Annotated in this window: 18 protein-coding genes; 5 read left to right on the top strand and 13 right to left on the bottom strand. The window is 68.6% G+C overall.

Going from position 1 to position 18,031, the window contains the following annotated elements:
- Positions 1–307 precede the first annotated feature (307 nt).
- The 5 genes from ACY35P_RS12110 to ACY35P_RS12090 all read left to right on the top strand — a co-directional run bounded on the left by ACY35P_RS12110 (position 308) and on the right by ACY35P_RS12090 (position 5,069).
- Positions 308–1,210 carry an ABC transporter ATP-binding protein gene (locus ACY35P_RS12110; RefSeq protein WP_462116091.1) on the top strand — a complete coding sequence of 301 codons (903 nt, stop codon included), beginning with the start codon at positions 308–310 and terminating at the stop codon, positions 1,208–1,210.
- Positions 1,207–1,971 carry an ABC transporter permease gene (locus ACY35P_RS12105; protein ID WP_462116090.1) on the top strand — a complete coding sequence of 255 codons (765 nt, stop codon included), beginning with the start codon at positions 1,207–1,209 and terminating at the stop codon, positions 1,969–1,971. Before ACY35P_RS12110 ends, ACY35P_RS12105 begins: the two co-directional genes overlap by 4 nt.
- Positions 1,972–2,012: 41 nt before the next feature.
- The gene (locus ACY35P_RS12100) at positions 2,013–3,161 is read left to right on the top strand and encodes a sensor histidine kinase (RefSeq protein ID WP_462116089.1); all 1,149 of its coding nucleotides are present in this window, start codon (positions 2,013–2,015) and stop codon (positions 3,159–3,161) included.
- A 43-nt stretch (positions 3,162–3,204) separates the two neighbouring features.
- A complete protein-coding gene (locus ACY35P_RS12095; RefSeq protein WP_462116088.1) occupies positions 3,205–3,807 on the top strand; it encodes a response regulator transcription factor in 603 nt (200 codons plus the stop codon).
- 233 nt (positions 3,808–4,040) lie between these two features.
- On the top strand, positions 4,041–5,069 hold the full coding sequence (locus ACY35P_RS12090) for an alpha/beta hydrolase family protein (RefSeq protein ID WP_462116087.1): 1,029 nt from the start codon (positions 4,041–4,043) through the stop codon (positions 5,067–5,069).
- A gap of 70 nt (positions 5,070–5,139) precedes the next feature.
- Here the strand turns inward: ACY35P_RS12090 and ACY35P_RS12085 are convergent, their stop codons facing one another.
- The 13 genes from ACY35P_RS12085 to ACY35P_RS12025 form a co-directional block, all read right to left on the bottom strand.
- A complete protein-coding gene (locus tag ACY35P_RS12085; RefSeq protein ID WP_462116086.1) occupies positions 5,140–6,522 on the bottom strand; it encodes a leucyl aminopeptidase family protein in 1,383 nt (460 codons plus the stop codon).
- Entirely contained in the window at positions 6,519–7,229 is a 711-nt protein-coding gene (locus ACY35P_RS12080; protein ID WP_462116085.1) for an HAD family hydrolase, read from the bottom strand. Before ACY35P_RS12080 ends, ACY35P_RS12085 begins: the two co-directional genes overlap by 4 nt.
- Positions 7,230–7,253: 24 nt before the next feature.
- Positions 7,254–8,657 (bottom strand): ATP-binding protein, encoded by a 1,404-nt coding sequence (locus ACY35P_RS12075; protein ID WP_462116084.1) that lies wholly within the window; start codon positions 8,655–8,657, stop codon positions 7,254–7,256.
- Positions 8,658–8,846: 189 nt separating this feature from the next.
- The gene (locus ACY35P_RS12070) at positions 8,847–9,530 is read right to left on the bottom strand and encodes a response regulator transcription factor (RefSeq protein ID WP_462116083.1); all 684 of its coding nucleotides are present in this window, start codon (positions 9,528–9,530) and stop codon (positions 8,847–8,849) included.
- Positions 9,531–9,657: 127 nt separating this feature from the next.
- Positions 9,658–9,978: a hypothetical protein gene (locus ACY35P_RS12065; protein WP_462116082.1), complete on the bottom strand. Its 321-nt coding sequence runs from the start codon at positions 9,976–9,978 to the stop codon at positions 9,658–9,660.
- A gap of 111 nt (positions 9,979–10,089) precedes the next feature.
- Complete coding sequence (locus tag ACY35P_RS12060; RefSeq protein WP_462116081.1) at positions 10,090–11,013, bottom strand: arginine deiminase-related protein; 924 nt, start codon at positions 11,011–11,013, stop codon at positions 10,090–10,092.
- The gene (dusA, locus tag ACY35P_RS12055; RefSeq protein ID WP_462116080.1) at positions 11,010–12,038 is read right to left on the bottom strand and encodes a tRNA dihydrouridine(20/20a) synthase DusA; all 1,029 of its coding nucleotides are present in this window, start codon (positions 12,036–12,038) and stop codon (positions 11,010–11,012) included. The genes ACY35P_RS12060 and dusA overlap by 4 nt, the downstream gene beginning before the upstream one ends.
- Before the next feature lie 104 nt (positions 12,039–12,142).
- A complete protein-coding gene (locus ACY35P_RS12050) occupies positions 12,143–12,676 on the bottom strand; it encodes a DUF4189 domain-containing protein (RefSeq protein WP_462116079.1) in 534 nt (177 codons plus the stop codon).
- A 4-nt stretch (positions 12,677–12,680) separates the two neighbouring features.
- The gene (locus ACY35P_RS12045) at positions 12,681–13,811 is read right to left on the bottom strand and encodes a TrbL/VirB6 family protein (RefSeq protein WP_462116078.1); all 1,131 of its coding nucleotides are present in this window, start codon (positions 13,809–13,811) and stop codon (positions 12,681–12,683) included.
- A gap of 34 nt (positions 13,812–13,845) precedes the next feature.
- Positions 13,846–14,493: a hypothetical protein gene (locus tag ACY35P_RS12040; RefSeq protein WP_462116077.1), complete on the bottom strand. Its 648-nt coding sequence runs from the start codon at positions 14,491–14,493 to the stop codon at positions 13,846–13,848.
- A 162-nt stretch (positions 14,494–14,655) separates the two neighbouring features.
- A complete protein-coding gene (locus ACY35P_RS12035) occupies positions 14,656–17,127 on the bottom strand; it encodes a VirB4 family type IV secretion/conjugal transfer ATPase (RefSeq protein ID WP_462116076.1) in 2,472 nt (823 codons plus the stop codon).
- Between the two features lie 54 nt (positions 17,128–17,181).
- Positions 17,182–17,496 carry a VirB3 family type IV secretion system protein gene (locus ACY35P_RS12030; protein WP_462116075.1) on the bottom strand — a complete coding sequence of 105 codons (315 nt, stop codon included), beginning with the start codon at positions 17,494–17,496 and terminating at the stop codon, positions 17,182–17,184.
- A gap of 9 nt (positions 17,497–17,505) precedes the next feature.
- Positions 17,506–17,829, bottom strand: coding sequence for a TrbC/VirB2 family protein (locus tag ACY35P_RS12025; RefSeq protein ID WP_462116074.1), 324 nt, complete (start codon positions 17,827–17,829; stop codon positions 17,506–17,508).
- Between the last annotated feature and the right edge of the window lie 202 nt (positions 17,830–18,031).

Below are 18,031 nucleotides of genomic sequence, written 5' to 3'. Positions count from 1 at the left end.
GACCACCACCGCGATCAGGCCGAGCGCGACGCCCAGCCCGATCCACAGGCGGCGACGGTTCGGCGGCGGCGGTGCGCTGCGGTCGATACGGAGTTCCTTCAGCAGGTCGGCGGACGTGTTCATCGCACTCCAGGCGGTTCGGGGGGTTCGGCGGCCGCCCCCCGGCAGGCCGTCGATAGGGCCGCAGAGTAGGCCGCGGCCGGGGCCGCGTCACCTGACGAGTGTCATGTGGAATGCCTGACAGCCGCGACTGCCCGGCGCGCGTCGCGCGGCGCATCGTGGCCGCACCTTCCACCGGAGACGCGCCATGGGTTCTACGGTCACGCTCGCCCCGCTCGCCCGCCTGGCCGGCGTGCGCAAGCGCTACGACAATGTCGTCGCCCTCGATGGGCTCGACCTCGAGGTCCGCGGCGGCGAGGTGCTCGCGCTGCTCGGCCCGAACGGCGCCGGCAAGTCGACCTCGATCGGGCTGATGCTCGGCCTGGTCACCGCCGACGACGGCCGCGTGCAGCTGTTCGACCGCGACCCGCGCGAGCTCGATGCGCGCCGCGGCATCGGCGTGATGCTGCAGTCCGCGGGCATTCCCGACACGCTGAAGGTCGGCGAGCTGCTGGAGGTCACGCGCAGCTATTACGCCGCCCCCCGCAGCGTCGCCGACTGCGTGGCGCTCGCCGGCCTCGACGGCCTGCTCGGGCGCCGCTACGGGCGCCTGTCCGGCGGCCAGCAGCGCCGCGTGCAGTTCGCGATGGCGATCTGCGGGCGTCCGAAGCTGCTCTTCCTCGACGAACCCACCACTGGCCTCGACATCGATGCGCGCCAGCGCCTGTGGTCGGCAATCCGCGAACTCGTCGCCGACGGCGCGGGCGTGGTGCTCACCACCCACTACCTCGAGGAAGCCGAGGCGCTCGCCGACCGCGTGGTGGTGGTCAACGGCGGCCGCGTGGTGGCGCAGGGCAGCGTCGCGCAGATTCGCTCGCGCGTCGCGCAACGCCGCGTGCGCTGCGTCTCGGCGCTCGATGCGGCCGTGGTGGCCGCGTGGCCCGAAGTGCAGGCCGCGAGCGGTGACGGCGCGCGGCTGGAGATCGTGGCCGACGCCGCGGAAGCCGTCGTCTACCGCCTGCTCACCGAGGACCCGACGCTGTCGGAGCTGGAAGTCGCGCGCGCCGGCCTCGCCGACGCCTTCGTCGAGATCACCAAGGAGGCCGCATGAACACCCTCGCCCTTCCGGCACGCCCCAACGTCCTGCGCACGTACTGGCTGGAAGCCCGCAACGAGTTCCTGCGCCTGCTGCGCTCGCCGTCGTTCGCGGTGCCGACGCTGGTGTTTCCGCCGATGTTCTACGTGCTGTTCGCCGTGCTGCTCAACCACAAGGGCGGGCCGCAGGTCGCCACGCACCTGGTCGCCACGTACGGCGTCTTCGGCGTGATGGCGCCGGGTCTGTTCGGCTTCGGCGTGGCGATCGCGATGGACCGCGAGCGCGGCTTCCTCGCGCTCAAGCGCGCGCAGCCGGTGCCCGGTGGCGCGGTGATGTTTTCCCGCATGGCGATGGCGATGGTGTTCGCCACGGCGATCTCGCTGCTGCTGCTCGCCATCGCCACCACGCTCGCGGGCGTCTCGCTGTCGGCGTCGCAGGCGATCCGGCTGGTGCTGGTCGATGCGTTCGGCGTGCTGCCGTTCTGCGCGATCGGCCTGTTCGTCGGCAGCCTCGCGAGCGGCCAGGGCGCGCCGGCCGTCATCAACATGATCTACCTGCCGATGGCCTTCCTCGCCGGGCTGTGGATGCCGCTGTCGATGCTGCCGCCCTTCATCGCCACGCTCGCGCCGGTCTGGCCCGCGCACCATCTCGCGCAGATCGCGCTCGACGTGGTCGGCGCGAAGAGCGACGGCCGCACCGGGCTGCACGTCCTCGTGCTGGCGGTCTACGGCATGGCGTTCTTCTTCGCCGCGCGGCGCCGCCTGGCGCGCGGCTGAGGCGGCTGCGGCATGATGTCGCCCAGTCCAGGACCGCTGCCATGACCGCGAACCGAACCGCCGAGCGCCGGCCCTTGCTGCGGATCACGGAGCCGGGCACCGGCTGGTACAGCTGGCTCAACCTGGTCTGGTCGATCTGGATCTTCCTCGTGCCGCTCATGGAGCCGCGGGCGTTCCCCCGCTGGATCGCGCCCACGCTGGTGAGCTACGCGCTGTTCCTCGCGCTGTTCTACCGCGCGCACTACGGCGACCGTCGCTTCATTCCGTGGATCACGCTCGCGCTGGCGGCGCTCGGCTTCGCGGTCACGCCGTTCAATCCCGGCGCGCAGGGCTACATCATCTATGCCTGCGCGTACCTGCCGTTCTGCTTCGCCCCACGGGGTGCCGTGGTGGCCATGCTGGTGCTGCTCGCGGCCTACGCGGGTTACTGGCTCCGTCTCGGGTTCCCGTGGCTGTTCGTGCTCAATGCGGTGATCGTCGGCCTCGTGGTCGGCCTGATGAACGTGCACTACATCCGTCGCAAGCAGGCGGACGTCGCGCTCAAGCTCAGCCACGACGAAGTGCGCCGGCTCGCCGCGCTCGCCGAGCGCGAGCGCATCGGCCGCGACCTCCACGACCTGCTCGGCCACACGCTGTCGCTCGTCGCCTTGAAGTCCGAGCTCGCGGGAAAACTCGTCGACCGCGATCCGGTCGCGGCGCGGCGCGAACTCGGCGAAGTGAGCCGCGTCGCGCGCGAAGCGCTCACGCAGGTGCGAAGCGCGGTCACCGGGATCCGCGCGGCGGGCCTCGGCGCGGAGCTCGCCTCGGCCCGCCTGCTGCTGGAGGCCGATGCGGTGGAACTGCAGTACGCGCTCGCGCCGGTCACGCTGCCGCCGGAAATCGAGACGGTGCTCGCGCTCACGGTGCGCGAGGCGGTCACCAACATCCAGCGCCATGCGCGCGCACGGCATGCGGAGGTCACGCTGTCGTCGACCCCGCGCGAGGTGAAGCTCTGCGTCGTCGACGACGGCCGCGGCGGTGCGATCGCGCCGGGCAACGGGCTGTCGGGCATGCGCGAGCGGCTTGAGGCGCTGGGCGGCACGCTGCGCATCGAGTCGTCGTCCGGCGGCACCCGGCTCGAGGCCTGCGTGCCGCTGCCGAAGGTCGCCACCGCATTGCCCGGCGACGGCCTCGACGCCGCCGCGGCCTGACGCGTCTGCTACCGTTCGGGCCGATGCCGAACGTGCCTGCCCGATGATCCGCGTACTGCTCGCCGAGGACCAGGCGATGGTGCGCGGCGCCCTCAGCGCCCTGCTGTCGCTGGAGAGCGACCTCGAAGTCGTGGGCGCGGCGCCCGACGGCATCGCGGCCTGGCGCGAGGTGGAGCGACTGAAGCCCGACGTGCTGGTCACCGACATCGAAATGCCCGGACTCACCGGCCTCGAACTCGCGCAGCGCATCCGTCGCCACGAACTGCCGGTGCGTGTGGTCATCGCCACCACGTTCGCGCGCGCGGGATTCCTCCGCCGTGCGCTCGACGCGGGCGTCGGCGGCTACGTGCTGAAGGACGCGCCCGCCGAGCAGCTCGCCGACGCGATCCGCCAGGTGCACCGCGGCGGCCGCGCGATCGATCCGCAACTCGCGGTCGACGCCTGGTCCGAAGCCGACCCGCTCAACGACCGCGAGCGCCAGGTGCTGCGCCTCGCCGGCGACGGCATGACCGCCGGCGACATCGCCGCGCAGCTGCACCTCTCGCCCGGCACCGTGCGCAACTACCTGTCCGAGGCGATCGGCAAGCTCGGCGCGGCGAACCGCGTCGAGGCCTATCGATTGGCTCGGCAGAAGGGGTGGTTGTAAGCACGCGTCGATCACCGGCGATTTCGACAGTGACGCGCCGTAGTCGAGGTCATCGCTAGGAGCGTCGGAGCTGTCCCACGCTGCGGCGCGGTCCCTATGTGCGCCTCGGGTCGAAAGCGGAGGCGGGCAGGACATGCGGACACGGACGGCATGGGCTCGCGCAAAGCCACGTTCGCCGCGCAGTCGCGCTATCGACGCGCTATCGTCCCCGCGAAGCACAGGGAGCGCGCGGCATGCGGATTCGGGTTGCAACCACACTGCTGACCGTCACGCTGCTGGCGTCGCACGACGCATCGGCCGGCAGGTCGTTCCGGGACTTTCCGGCGCTGGCGGACATGGGACGAACCACGCTTCGCAATACCGAAGGCGATCGACTTGACATCATCGGGTACATGGGCCCGCAAAGGCGGCCGGCCATGGTCGTGATCCCCGGATCCCTTTGTGCACCCGTGTTCGTCGCTCTGGACGGGCGCGCGCCGGGCGACGGCTTCACAACGGTACCTTTGCTGGCGGCAGCCGACGGCAACGAGCTGGGTGTCAACGTCGTCTACCTCGAGCGGCGAAACATGGTTTCGCTCAAGACGCTCGCTTCGCTACCGCGGTTTTCCGTCGATGCGGTGACAAGCGGAAGCCCGTGTACCGACCGCAACGGCGGAGTGACCCTGGAGCAACGAGTCGCCGATGCACTCGTGCAGATCAGGTGGCTCAAAGCCCAGCCTTGGGTGAGCTCGATTCACCTGGTCGGGGTTTCGGAAGGCGGAGACGTTGCTGCAGGCGCGGCCGCGGCCCCGGGTTCGCCGGTCAGTTCGCTCCTCCTGATCGGCAGCGCCGGACCGACCCAGTTCGCGGACTTCGTGGCCGCGGCACGCAAACGGGGCGACCTCAAGGGTGTGCAGGCTGCCTTCGCTGACCTCGACCACTTCTTGAAAGGCACAGCCCCGCATTCCTACAAGGGATACAGTGCCCGCCGCTGGCAATCCTTCGCGCTCGCGAATTCCTCGCTCGCGTCGTTACGCAAGAGTGACGTGCCCGTCTTTATCGCCCATGGCGGGCGGGACGAAAGCGTACCGGTGTCTTCCGCGGACCTCGCGGTGGTCGAACTCATGATCGATCAGCCGCGACGCCCGATCTATTACTGGGCCGTCAAGGACGGCGACCATGCGCTCGTGACGCCGTCAGGCTCACGCATGTGGAACGTGATCCGCGACTACCTCGCTTGGGCGAAGTCGGGACCAAGTGGTCGGAAGATCAGGGCCGATTAGTACGCTCGAGCAACAGGGGTTCGGCACGCGATCGATGGCATAGCGGACTTGCCGAGCAACCCGCATAGCCTCAATTCCCGCCCGCGAACGCCTTGAGCATCGCGAACACCGCCCGCAGCCCCTGCGCCTCGCCGCCGGCGGGCCGCCCCGGGCGGTCGGCGTCGTTCCACGAATACGTGTCCATGTGCAGCCACGGCTGGCCCGGCGGCACGAAACGTTCGAGGTACAGCGCGGCGGTAATGCTGCCGGCCATGCGCGAGGGGCCGCTGTTGGCGATGTCGGCGATGCCGCTGGTGAGGTAGCGCCAGTACGGGCGCCACAGCGGCATGCGCCAGAGCGGGTCGCGCGTCGTCGCGGAGGCTTCGAGCAGTGCGGCCGCGCGTGCTTCGTCGTTCGCGTACAGCGCGGGCAGGTCGGGCCCCAGCGCGATGCGTGCGGCGCCGGTGAGGGTGGCGAAGTCGATCAGCAGGGCCGGCGACTCTTCGGATGCATGCACCAGCGCGTCGCCAAGGATCAGGCGGCCTTCGGCGTCGGTGTTGTCGATCTCGACATGCACGCCGCTGCGCGTGGCGATGACTTCGCCCGGACGCAGCGCGTCGGGGCCGACCGCGTTCTCGACCGCGGGGACCAGCAGCGTGAGGCGGATCGGCAGGCGCCTCGCCATGACGAGTTCGGCGAGCGCGATCGCATGCGCGGCACCGCCCATGTCCTTCTTCATGTTGCGCATGCCGTCGCCGGTCTTCAGGTTCAGGCCGCCGGTGTCGAAGCAGACGCCCTTGCCCACGATCGCGACGTGCGGATGCGCCGCGTCGCCCCAGTCGAGCCGGATCAGGCGCGGCGCGCGATGCGAGGCACGGCCGACCGCATGGATCGCGGGGAAGTTCTGCTCGACGAGGTCGTCGCCGCCGACCACGTGGATGCGCGCGCCGGCGTGCACCTCGGCGATCTCGCAGACGGTGCGCTCCAGCTCGTCCGGACCCATGTGCTGCGTCGGCGTATTGACGAGGTCGCGCACGCGCACGCAGGCGGCCAGTACGTCGCGCACCTCGTCGGGCAGCTCGGCGGCGTGCAGGCGCGCGGGCGCGCGGGGCGCGGCGCGGTAGCGACTGAAGCGGTAGCTGCCGAGGCCCCAGCCGAGCAGCAACGCGTGGCGTTCGGCGGCGTCGAGCGTGCCGGCGGGCGCGTAGTCGCCGACCGGCAGCGCCTGCGGGCCGTGGGCATACGCGAACGGATCGAGCGCATCGCCGATCGCCAGCAGCGCGGCGGCCGGGGCGCCGTCGTCTCCGGGCACCACGATCGCGGTGCCGGGGGCGGCATCGAAGGCCTGTGCGTCGAGCCAGCCGCGCGCGACCGGTGACAGCGCATCGCGCCACTGCGGCGCGCGCGCGCGGTCGACGACATGCAGCGGCAGGGCGCCCTCGGGCGAGGCGACGAATCCAGGCGGCAGGTTCATGCGATGTCCTGTGGGGCGTTCGCGTCCAGCCAGTCGGCCAGCGCGGCGAGGTCGGGGAAATGCAGGTCGGGCTGGACGTGCGCATGCGGCCAGCGTTCGCCGCGTCGGTCGATCCAGCAGGTGCGAAGGCCGGCACGCGCGGCGCCGACCACGTCGAGGTCGATGTCGTCGCCGACGTGCAGCACGTGCGCCGGCGCGACGCCCAAGCGTTCGCACGCGGCGAGGTAGATGCCGGGATCGGGCTTGGCGGCGCCGTGGTCGCGCGCGCCCAGCTGGAAGCGGAACAGCGGCATCAGCCCGATGCGCACCAGGCAGGCATTGCCGTTGGTGAGCGAGGCGAGCGGCACGCGCGCGGCCAGGCGCTCCAGCGCCTCGACCGTGTCGGGGTAGTGCTCGACATCGCAGCGGCCCGCAAAGAAGGCTTCGAAGGCTTCGTCGGCGCGCGCCGGATCCTCGCCCGCGTCGGCGAGCATGCGCTCGAGCATCCACTGCCGCTGCACGGTCATGTCGTGCGCGAGATGCGGACGCTCCCGATCGATGCGCAGCCGCAGCTCCTGGCGCGCGGCGCGCGGCCAACGTTCCGCAGCGCGTGGCGCATGGGTCGCCAGCCAGTCGTCCAGGGCCGCTTCCGCGCGCTCGATCGCCGGCGCGATCGGCCACAGCGTGTCGTCGAGGTCGAGGGTGATGGCGCGGACGGGAAAGGACATCCGCCGCATTCTACCGGCGTGCGGTCAAAGCCCCGGCGGGAGCTCCACTTCGAAGCGCGCGCCGCCCAGTTCGTCCGATGCCTTGACCTCCAGCGTGCCGCGGTACGCGCGCACGAGGTCCTGCACGATGGCGAGACCGATGCCGTGGCCGTGCACGCGCTCGTCGCCGCGGACACCGCGCTGCAGGACCAGCGCGACCTTGTCGGGCGGGATGCCGGGGCCGTCGTCGTCCACCGCCACCAGCACGCCCGGGCGACGGCCACCCTCGCAGGCGATCGGCTGCACCGTGAGCAGCACGCGCGACTTCGCCCACTTGAAGGCGTTCTCCAGCAGGTTGCCGAGCAGTTCCTGCAGGTCGCCCGGCTCGCCGTAGAACTGCATGCCGTCGGTGAGTTCGAATTCGCAGAGCACGCCCTTGCCGGCGTACACCTTCTCGAGGCTGGTGACGATCTGCTCGGCATGCGGCCCGATCGCGATCGGCGCGGAGAACAGCGCATGCCCGCGGCTGGCGGCGCGCGCGAGCTGGTAGGAGACGATGTCGTTCATGCGCTGCACCTGCGTCGCGACGTCCTCGCGCAGGCCCGCCTCGTCGCCGGCGGTGGCTTCGAGTCGCGAATGCAGCACCGCGAGCGGCGTCTTGAGCGAATGCGCGAGGTCGGCGAGCGTGTTGCGCTGGCGGTCGAGGTTCTCGCGCTCGCTCTCGATGAAGGCATTGATCGATTCGGTGAGCGGCTCGAGCTCGCGCGGATGCTGCTCGCTCATGCGCTGCGCCTGGCCGCGCTGCACGCGCTTGAGCTCGGCGATGACCTGCCGCATCGGCAGCAGGCTCCAGCGCAGGATCACGCCCTGCAGCAGCACCAGCACCAGGCCCGCGCCGCCGAGGTAGCGCCACAACGCGGAGCGGAAGACCGCGATCTGCTCGCTCAGCGCGTCGGTGCTTTCGTAGATGTAGATCGTGTACGGGAATTCCGCGGCCGGGTTGCGCTCGTCGCTCGACCAGATCAGGCCGATGCCGTAGCGGTAGACCTCGCCTTCGGCGCCGTCGATCTCGCGCATCGTCAGCGGGCCCTCGAAGCGGCTCTTGCCCGCGGGCAGCAATGCGGCCGGCGGCAGTCGCGGACCCTGCGCCGACTGGGAATCCCAGTGGCCGTTCGGAAACACGACTTCCGCGTAGAGGCCGCTGCCGGGTCGCTCGAGGCGCGCGTCGGGCGTCTGGTACCACGGCACGAACGTGCCGTCGCGCGCGAAGTCGCCGTCGCGCGCGAGCGAGAGCGCATAGCTCTCGAGGCGTTCGCGCAGGTGGTCGCGTGCGGTCTTGAGGAAGGCGCGGTCGAGCGCGTAGCCGGCGAGCGCGAGGAAGGCGACGAGGAACAGGCTTGCCGCCAGCAACTGGCGCGTCTGCAGCGAACGGGGCTGTCCGATCCTCATCGCACGATCATGCGTGAATGGCGTTCAGGCAACCAGCGCCGCGCGCATTGCGGACAGCGGCAGTTCGAACTGGCGAAGGCCGCGTGCAGGACGCAATGGCATGGCGCACCCGGCACGGGCCGGCACGTCCGGCGCAGGGCCGGTTGCGATGGGGAAACGGAGCGGCGCGTCCGGCGCACCGCCGCCGCATCACTCGCCGCTGCGCGGAATCGCGAAACGGTAGCCGCGGCCGCGAACGGTCTCGATCGGCTTCAGCGAACCATCGGGATCGAGCTTCTTGCGCAGCCGCCCGATGAAGACTTCGAGCACATTGGAATCGCGGTCGAAGTCCTGCTGGTAGATGTGCTCGGTGAGGTCGGCCTTCGAGACCAGCTCGCCGGCATGCATCATGAGGTACTCGAGCACCTTGTACTCGTAGCTCGTCAGGTCGACGTTGCTGCCGTTGACGTTGACGGTCTGCGCGGCGAGGTCGAGCACGACCGGGCCGCATTCGAGCTGCGGCTTGCTCCAGCCGGCGGCACGACGGACCAGCGCATTGATGCGGGCGAGCAGTTCCTCGACGTGGAACGGCTTCACCAGGTAGTCGTCGGCGCCCTGCTTCAGGCCCTCGACCTTGTCCTGCCAGCTCGAGCGGGCGGTGAGGATGAGCACCGGGAACTTCTTGCCTTCCTGCCGCAGGGCCCGGATGAGCTCCATGCCGGTCATCTTGGGCAGGCCGAGGTCGATGATGCCGACGTCGAAGGGCACCTCGCGGCCCATGTACAGGCCTTCCTCGCCGTCCTGGGCCGCGTCCACGGCAAAGCCCTCGCGCCGCAGGCGGGCGGCGAGCGTCTCGCGCAGGGGGGCTTCGTCTTCGACCAGCAGGATTCGCATGTCCAGGCTCCTCAGCATCTGCGCCCGCGGCGGCAAGGGCCGCCCGGCTGTTCAGGTAGCTTAGTCGCGGCCGCCGTCGCGGCGGCGTGTACGCGAATCCTGTTCAGGAACCTGACAGGACGGCCGCTCAGTCGTCGCCGCGGTCCGGCGGCTGGCGACGCGGGTCCTCGGTGATCACCCGCACACGGCCGGTCTGGTCGAGCACCTTGATGCGGTTGAGGTCGCGGCCTTCGAACGGCACGCGCTCGGCGCTGAGGATCTGGCCGCGGGTAGCCCGCTCGACCCGGCGCACCGACTCGGCGAGCGAATGCTCTTCCGGCCGGCTCTCGTGACCCATGGCGGCACGCGGCTCGCGCGGCTCCGGGCCACGGCCGGACGGCGGGTCCGCCAGGGCGGTGCCCGCGGCGGTGGCGAGCAGGAGGGCGAGGGTCAGGCGACCGTAGGTCATGGGAAGGCTCGGGAGACGGCGGTGCAGCACCGTGATGCGGACGGATTCTTGGCCCGAGGCAGTGAATCCGCTCTGAACTTTTCCTTCATGTCGCTGTCCCCGTTCAGCGCTTCAGTAGATCTCGGCGACGCAACAGCGCAGCGAGCCACCGGCCGCTTCGATCGCGTCCAGCGACACACTCTGCACGGAAAACCCCGCGTCGGCGAGCGCATCGCGGGTCGATGCGCGCAGGCTGCCGGCCGCGCGCGCACTCATCCACACGCGCTCGCCGTCGAGCGCGATCGCGTTGGCGGCGAACGCGGCCGCTTCGTCCGCATCGAGCCCGATCGCATGCGGCGCATACACCGCGGCGATCGTGCACGCATCGTCGACGTCGGCGAACCCGCGTGGGGCGTACAGCACCGCGCGCCCGGCCAGCACCGCGAGCACCACGTTGGTGTGGTACTCGCCCGGCGCGAGGTCGAAGACGAACGTCGCGCGCAGGCCGAACGCCTCGTGCATGAGACGCACGCCTTCGTCGTCGCAGCGCTCGGAGAGGCCCGCGAAGCCGAGGCCGCGCGCGCGGTCGATCACCAGCGCGCCGGTGAGTTCGCAGGGATGCGGCTGCGTCGACAGGTCGACGGTCGATGCACCGAGCACGCCGGCGAAGAAACCACGGATGTCGTCGCGCGCGGCCTCGCGCTGGCGCACCTCGTGGCGCATGCGGCCGACGATAAAGCGACGCGCGCCATCGACGCGCGCGGTGGCGAAGACGTTGTTGGGAAACAGTGCATCGGGCGTGGACGCATCGCCCGGGAACGCGACCACCGCCACCGAGGTCGCCAGCGCGGCCTGCAGCGCGCGATGCTCGTCGAGCGCACCGCGCGCATCGAAGCCCGAGGCGTCGGCCATGTAGCGGTTGTCGGCGGCCGACTGCTCGGCGCGCGCGAAACCGTCCGGCGTCACCAGGAACGCGGCCTGCGCGGTGGCGGGGCCGAAGTCGGCGGCGCAGCGCGCGGCGGCGTCGAGGAAGGCGGCGCGGTCGCGCGTGATCATGCGGATCTCCGGAGCCCGTCGGGACGGGTGCAGTCCAGCGCCTGCTCGACGAGCGCGAGCCCGGCGCCCGGTCGGTGCGAGCCTTCGCTCAGCACCTGGCGGAAGGCGCGGCCGCCGCGCTCGGCATTGAACAGGCCCAGCACGTGGCGGGTGATGTGCTTGAGCGGCACGCCGGCGTCGAGCTGGCGTTCGATGTAGGGGAAGTAGGCGCGCAGCAGGTCCTCGCGCGTGCGCTCGGGCGTGCCGGACAGGCGCGCGTCGAGGCGATGCAGCACGTAGGGCTCGTGGTAGGCGGCGCGCCCGAGCATCACGCCGTCGACGGGGCCGAGATGGGCGCACGCCGCGTCGACGTCGCCAATGCCGCCGTTAAGCAGCACGCGCAGGCCCGGGCGCTCGGCCTTCAGGCGATAGGCCCAGTCGTAGCGCAGCGGCGGCACCTCGCGGTTCTCCTTCGGCGACAGGCCCTTCAGCCAGGCATTGCGCGCATGCACCACGAACGTGGCGCAGCCGGCCGCGGCCACGGTGTCGATGAAGTGCAGGAACTGGCCGAAGTCGTCGTCCTCGTCCACGCCGAGGCGGCACTTGACCGTCACCGGCACGCCCGGCCGCGTGCCCTGCGCCACGCCCTCGATCATCGCGGCCACGCAGTCGGCCACCAGCGCCGGCTCGCGCATCAGGCAGGCGCCGAAGCGCCCGGCCTGCACGCGGTCGGACGGGCAGCCGCAGTTGAGGTTCACCTCGTCATAGCCCCACTCCGCCCCGATGCGCGCGGCCCGCGCCAGAAGCGCCGGCTCGCTGCCGCCGAGCTGCAGGGCCACGGGATGCTCGCTGGCGTCCATCACCAGCAGCTTCGCGCGGTCGCCGTGGATCACGGCATTGGCGTGGACCATCTCCGTGTAGAGCAGCGCCGAGGGCGCGAGCACCCGGTGGAAGGCCCGACAGTGGGTGTCGGTCCAATCCATCATGGGGGCGACGGAGATCGCACGCGCAGCGTCGTTCCGGCTCAGGGCGTTCGGCGGATGCATGCGGCCAGCTCCAACAAGGCCGTCATTCTAGGGCGTGACGCCTGTCCCATGCTTCGAAGCCCAGCAGCTCCGATTCTTGCAGCGGTTCAGGAAATGCCGTCGGGCTACCGTGGATGGAATACGGGCAGCGAGCACTCGGAATACGACATCTCGCATCCTTTTCCTTCCGCGGCACACTTCTCCAGAGCCCAGCGTTCCGCCTTCTGTCGCGTCGACTCGCGAACGGTGTAGGCCGTACCGCCCTGAACAGGCCATGCCATTGCTACGCACTGGTTGAAATACGTCATTACCAGTTCGCAGTTCTGGCCGCCCAAGCTCTGGCAGTCGGCAAGAGCGGCCCGCTGCGCAGCTTCCTCGCTCGGTTGTCGAACAGATACCCCGACCCTCGCGTTCGCATAGTCGGCCACGATCGAGCCATAGCGACTTTCCCATTCACCCGATGGCACAGGCGGAGGCAGCGGCCGAGGGGCCGGCGGATCGTAGTACGGCGAGCCGGGCGCATTGGGCGGAATGCAGGCAGGGTTGCCACCTTGCGGAATCCCCGGAGCGCAATTCTGTGCAGCGGCCCCTCCCGATGTGAATACGCATCCCAGCACAAGGGCTTGGACCAGGCGCAAAATCAGAAGCTTGCTTGCCATGTCTCTATGCGTCGTTGGTGGGCTGACGGACGGCGTTGCCGCGCACGCCGGTCACAGCCGAACCGGCATTGGGTGCGCTGAACAACGGTCTTGCCGGCGACAACAGCGGGCGGGGCTGAGCGGAAGGCGCAGCGGCCGCCGGCTGCGCAGGCTGGTACATGGGAATGTACCCCGGCGTGCCCGGCGTAAAGCCATTTCCTTGCCCCTTGCTGCCGCCGAATGCACTCATGTAATTGAAGTGTCCCAAGGTCCCCTGGAAGAACGAGGCCGCCATCGGGGGGGCTGTAATGATCAGCGTGGTCAGGATGACTCCCAGCCCGCCCTGCTGCATCGCCTGGCTCGTCATGCCGTCGCTGAAGTCCGTTCCGAACAGTCCACCCAGCAAAGCCGCACCCCAGAAGGCGCTCGCCACGCGGACCACCATTTCCAACGCGATCGAGACCATCGCGCTCAGGACCGCCATCGAGAACATTGTTCCCAGTCCGTAGTACAGCCATCGGCCGAACAGCGGTTTCGTCTGGTCGAACAGCAGGCACAGGACAAACAACGGTCCGAAGCCGATGAACAGCGCGAGCGCGATCTCGTTGAGCAGCAGCAGGGTGCCGCCGACGATCGCCGGGCCGCCGGTGCCCACGCCCACCATGTACAGGGCACGCGTCTTCTGGGCGTCCAACGTCGGGTCACCCGCCACGTCGAGCACGTCGATGCTGGACAGCGCCACCTGCATCCAGCCGAGGTTCCGGTCGATGGCCTGTTCGGGCGAGCCGTCGGACCCGGTGACGACGTGGTTGATCTCGTTCTTCACGTCCACCGCCAGCATGCGGTGCAGGTCGGTTCCGAACATCGCCATGGAGGTCGCGACGCTGAGGATGAGCGTCGCCTTCAGCGAGTTCATCACCAGCGCCATCATCGATTCGCGCGACTGGCCCGTTGCGATGCGGTAGCCCTGGATGAGGATCCAGAGCGTCAGCAGCGTCAGAGCCGCCATGCCGACCCACGACATGGTGCGACTCATGAGACCGATGCCGAACTTCTCCACCTCGTCCCGCAGATACGCGAGGATCAGCCGGAAAAAAACGAAGTCACCGACGGAGTCGATTCTCGGCGCGAATCCGCTGAGCCACGTCATGGCCATCGTCTCCCGATACGTGCGCGCTGCGCCATGTGCGTCACTTGACCTTGAGAGCCGCTTCCAGCGTCGCCGTCTTGACCATCGTGCCGATCGCGGTGTCCGGCGCGCCGTTCAGCGCTTGGCGCGCCAGGTTCTGCTGCATGGCGGTCAGCGTCGCGATAAGGCGGTCGCAGGAATTGACCTGATTGTCGAGCTCCTTCCCACTCGTCTCCTGCTGGGTCTGGAGGCGCGCCGACGCCTCGGCAATCGCCGCGAGCGTGCCCTGCTCGTTGTTCTCGCGGCGCTTCTCGCTGATCGCCTCCATGTCTTCCTTCAGCGTCGGTGCCACTTCCTTGAAATAGCGAACGGTGGCGTTGTACTTCTGGTTCTCCAGCATCTGGATCTGGGCACAGAGCTTGCGCTGGTTGTCCCGAATGTTGCCTTTCAGGTCCGGCACCATCGTATTGGCGAGGCTGGACACGCTGAAGCTGAAACCGCCCGTGCCGCCGCAGCGCTCCTGGACGCCGAAGTCCATCGGAACGGGCTCGAACGACACCTTGTTGCTCAGGGTCGGGCTGCGCACCAGGCTCATGAACCGGGCAACTTGCTGGTAGTAGTGGTCCCAGGTCGCCTTCCAGCGCGCCGCCTGCTGCCCGTACTCGAAGTACGCCTGCATCTGGGTCGTCAGCGTGTTGTACTGGTTCATCAGATGTGCCGGCAGGGACGGACCGGTCTCCGACGTGAACAGCTGCGCGTGAGCGTCCGGCGTATGCGAGACACCGAGACCAGCGACCGCCAGAGCGAGGACTGAACGGCGAAGCAGCGTCCCGATGGAACGAAGGCATGAACTTTCCATTTCGGGCCTCTCCTAGGCAGTGGTGGCAATGGGATTGCGGGTGGCCGCGCGAGACGTGGTCTTCGCGGACTTGCCGGAGCCCTTGCGGCTGGCGTAGAACGCCTCCAGCCATTGGTCCGGGGTCAGCCGATCGACCGTTACCCCGTAGCGCTGGGCCTCGCGCGCGAGCACCTCGTGCATGATCTCGATGTTGTCGGTCGAGGCGGAGATCACCGACAGCGCGTCATCCATGCCGCGGAGGTTGAGCTGGCAGACGCTGGAGGCGTGGCCCTGCTTCACCAGGAAGCAGCGGGACCGCTCGTCCAGGCTGACCACCACCTGGTACTCCGCCTCGGTCAGCTTGAGTCCGTCGATATAGTCGTCTCGGCTCGCGTTCGGGTTCGGCAGCAGCACCATGGTCGCGGTCTGCTCCACGAGTGCGGCTGCGATATCGCTCGCCAGCGCGTCCTCCGGGCTTTGCGTGGCGAAGATGCCGAGGCCGTTCTGCTTGCGGATGGTCTTCTGCTTGTTCTTCGCGAATTCCTTGAGCCCGCCCTTGCCGTCGAGGATCTTCCAGAACTCGTCCATCACGTAGATCAGCGGCCGGCCGTCGATCAGGGCCTCGAGGCGGTGGAGCAAGTAATTGATGACGGGAACGCGGACTTCCGGGTTGTCGATGATGTCGGTGTAGTCGAAGCCGATAATGCTGGCCCGCGCAAGATCGATGGTGTCTTCGGGATTGTCGAAGACCCAGCCGAGGGAGTTGCCGGCCGTCCACTTGCGCATCCGCGCGAAAAGCCCGTCGTCACCCATGTTGGGCAGGCTTTTCTGGAAGTTGGTCATCGTTCGCAAGCGCATCGGGGTATCGAGGATGTTCTCGACCGCTCGATAAATGTCCTCCTCCTCCCGCGAGGTATAGACCGACTTGCCGGCGAGGACCTTGATGAGGTCGGAGAGGAACTGCGTGTTTTCCTCGCTCCGCTCGCACTGGAACGGGTTGAAGCCGGTCGGACGTCCGTTCTCGAGCGCGAGATAGTTGCCGCCACAGGCACGCACGAAGATCTCGGCGCCGCGGTCCTTGTCGAAGAAAAAGATCGTCGGCGTCGGCTCGAGCTTCTGGACCTGGCTCAGCAGGAAGTTGATCAGCGCCGTCTTGCCCGTACCGGACTTGCCGATCACCATCGTGTTGGCGATGGCCTTCTCCCCGACGGAGTTCTCGCCCGGATGCGTAGCGTGGAAATTGAAGTAGTACGGCTGACCGTTGGTGGTCTGAAGCGTGGTGACGCATTCGCCCCACGGATTGCCGTCCTTCTTGCCCGAGGCGAAGTTGTGCAGCGGCGATAGACCGAGGAAATTCAGCGAGCTGATGTTGGCGAGGCGCGTGCGGTACTTCCAGTTGCCCGGCAACTGCGAGTAGAACGAGGACACGACCGCGAGGTCTTCCTTGGTCGAGACGAACCCGGCGTTGGAAAGCTCGGCGCGCGCCGTCGCGATGTTCTGCGACAGCCGGTCCTGCGTGTCCGCGTAGAGCGCCATCGTGAAGTGGTACTCGCCCAGAACGAAGTTGCCCGAGGCGAGCTGGTCCATCGCCTGGTCGAGCTCGATGATCTGGCTCACGGCCTTGTCGCCCGACGAGATCATCATTCCCTTGGTGCGGTCGAGCACCTTGAGCGCATCCTGCCGGCCCATCGGGCTGAACGAATGGGTGATGACGTACTCGAAGTCCAGGTACTTGAGGCGATTGAGAATGCCCGGATACGTACCGTCCGTGTATTCCTTGATGTTCAGCAGCGCGCCGTAGTGACTCGACCCCTGGGGTGTCGTGATCACGTAGTCGCCGGTACGCCCGGAGAACAGGTGGCGGCTCACGGGCAGGTACGAGTGGACGGGCGCCTGCAGCACCGGCACCGGCTCGTCGATCCGGTTGACGAGGTAGCCGAAGAATTCCAGTGCCTCCGAGAAGACGACGCCGTTCGCGGCCTCGTACATGCCTAGTCGGTACGGCGCGTAGTCCTTCAGAACAGCTTCGAGGTTGCCCGCGAGTTCCTGGATGCGCGCGATCGCCTCGTCCTGCTCGGCCTGCAGCTTTCCTGTGTCCGCGGAGCGCTCGACGAATTTCTTCCCGCCTACGACGGGACGGTAGATCATCGTCAGATACAACTCGTTCGCCATCGTCTTCTGCGCCGAAAGCGACTCGAAGTAGGCGTCGGACAGCTCCTGATTGAACCGCTGCCGGAATCGTGCGCCGCCCCGCACGCGGCGCCGGCGACGGACGTCGTGAACCCAGAACGCCACGTTGACGAAGTCCGGAGCTCGCAAGGTCTGCAGCATCCGGTTGAACGTGTTGTGGCGGTGCTCGAGCTCCCACTCCTCGCGCCCGACGAAGGGCAGGCCCTCGAGGTGCCAGGTCATCAGAAAGTCGCCACCGGTGGTCTTCAGCACGGTGGCCGAGACGTGGGTGGAGAGCGGCAGAAATTCACTGATGGACGTGTCGGGGATGAACATCGGCAACTCGAATGCAGGGACGGCGCGGGACGGGGCGGGCGACGGGTTCGAACCTCACCGCCGCGGGCGTGGTTCCCGTGGATCGCGGTAGGCGTTCGGTGTGAAGGCCCACATGCCGTCGTGGCGGTCGAGGTTCCGAACCTTCATGCGGATCTGCAGTCGCAGGCCCAGCAGGCGGAAGATCATTTCGTCGCGGCGCGCCATCTGGCGCATCACGAAAATCACCACGGGCAGCAGGACGAGGTACAGCGCGTTCGTATAGAACGACAGAAGGACCACGCTCCCCGCGCCGACGAAGAACGGGATGTACGGCACGCCCATGAACATGGGCGGGCGCGTACACCCACGAAACAGCACGTTCTTCTGCATGATCCCGCTTCAGGTTCCGCCGATCAGCATGCGGGCGACCTGCCCGGCGGCGCCGATCAGGAATCCGCCCACGAGGATCGGTGCGACGTCAGCGATGCGCTTGTGGGCAAAGGCGATCTGGTAGCCCGCGAAGATCACGGCGATCGTGACGACGGCAATGGAGGCGAGATTCAGCAGCCCGTTGACGTTGCTGAAGAACTTGGTGACCGAGCTGCCGGTTTCGGTGAAATCACCGCCACCGCCCGTCGCCTGGGCGAATGCGAGACCCGGCGCGAGGATCGCCGCTGCGAATGCGGTCGAAAGCGTGGACTTCATGGCCTTTGTGGACTTCATGTGGAGCTCCTGACGTTGCGGAATCGGCGCGGGCGCCGTGGTGGTGGTTCAGAACACGAATGCCGCGTCGCGCTGCGGGGCCGACGGTGCGGGCTCTTGTTGGGCAGTGGCCGGCGTCGCGGCCTACGTGATCATGATCGGCGAGGTGCGCACGCGCGAAGGCATGGACCACGCCATCGCCTTCGCCGAAACCGGCCACCTC

It is taken from the genome of Lysobacter xanthus, assembly GCF_047159895.1.
This window is presented reverse-complemented; position numbering and strand designations above follow the sequence as displayed.

Excerpts from the sequence above, each read along its gene's own strand:
- ACY35P_RS12065 (WP_462116082.1), bottom strand. The coding sequence starts at position 9,978 with ATGACCTACGGTCGCCTGACCCTCGCCCTCCTGCTCGCCACCGCCGCG.
- dusA (WP_462116080.1), bottom strand. The coding sequence starts at position 12,038 with ATGCATCCGCCGAACGCCCTGAGCCGGAACGACGCTGCGCGTGCGATC.
- ACY35P_RS12110 (WP_462116091.1), top strand. The coding sequence starts at position 308 with ATGGGTTCTACGGTCACGCTCGCCCCGCTCGCCCGCCTGGCCGGCGTG.
- ACY35P_RS12085 (WP_462116086.1), bottom strand. The coding sequence starts at position 6,522 with ATGAACCTGCCGCCTGGATTCGTCGCCTCGCCCGAGGGCGCCCTGCCG.
- ACY35P_RS12090 (WP_462116087.1), top strand. The coding sequence starts at position 4,041 with ATGCGGATTCGGGTTGCAACCACACTGCTGACCGTCACGCTGCTGGCG.
- ACY35P_RS12080 (WP_462116085.1), bottom strand. The coding sequence starts at position 7,229 with ATGTCCTTTCCCGTCCGCGCCATCACCCTCGACCTCGACGACACGCTG.
- ACY35P_RS12095 (WP_462116088.1), top strand. The coding sequence starts at position 3,205 with ATGATCCGCGTACTGCTCGCCGAGGACCAGGCGATGGTGCGCGGCGCC.
- ACY35P_RS12045 (WP_462116078.1), bottom strand. The coding sequence starts at position 13,811 with ATGGCCATGACGTGGCTCAGCGGATTCGCGCCGAGAATCGACTCCGTC.
- ACY35P_RS12035 (WP_462116076.1), bottom strand. The coding sequence starts at position 17,127 with ATGTTCATCCCCGACACGTCCATCAGTGAATTTCTGCCGCTCTCCACC.
- ACY35P_RS12070 (WP_462116083.1), bottom strand. The coding sequence starts at position 9,530 with ATGCGAATCCTGCTGGTCGAAGACGAAGCCCCCCTGCGCGAGACGCTC.
- ACY35P_RS12100 (WP_462116089.1), top strand. The coding sequence starts at position 2,013 with ATGACCGCGAACCGAACCGCCGAGCGCCGGCCCTTGCTGCGGATCACG.
- ACY35P_RS12050 (WP_462116079.1), bottom strand. The coding sequence starts at position 12,676 with ATGGCAAGCAAGCTTCTGATTTTGCGCCTGGTCCAAGCCCTTGTGCTG.
- ACY35P_RS12040 (WP_462116077.1), bottom strand. The coding sequence starts at position 14,493 with ATGAACCAGTACAACACGCTGACGACCCAGATGCAGGCGTACTTCGAG.
- ACY35P_RS12075 (WP_462116084.1), bottom strand. The coding sequence starts at position 8,657 with ATGAGGATCGGACAGCCCCGTTCGCTGCAGACGCGCCAGTTGCTGGCG.
- ACY35P_RS12105 (WP_462116090.1), top strand. The coding sequence starts at position 1,207 with ATGAACACCCTCGCCCTTCCGGCACGCCCCAACGTCCTGCGCACGTAC.
- ACY35P_RS12060 (WP_462116081.1), bottom strand. The coding sequence starts at position 11,013 with ATGATCACGCGCGACCGCGCCGCCTTCCTCGACGCCGCCGCGCGCTGC.
- ACY35P_RS12030 (WP_462116075.1), bottom strand. The coding sequence starts at position 17,496 with ATGCAGAAGAACGTGCTGTTTCGTGGGTGTACGCGCCCGCCCATGTTC.
- ACY35P_RS12025 (WP_462116074.1), bottom strand. The coding sequence starts at position 17,829 with ATGAAGTCCACAAAGGCCATGAAGTCCACGCTTTCGACCGCATTCGCA.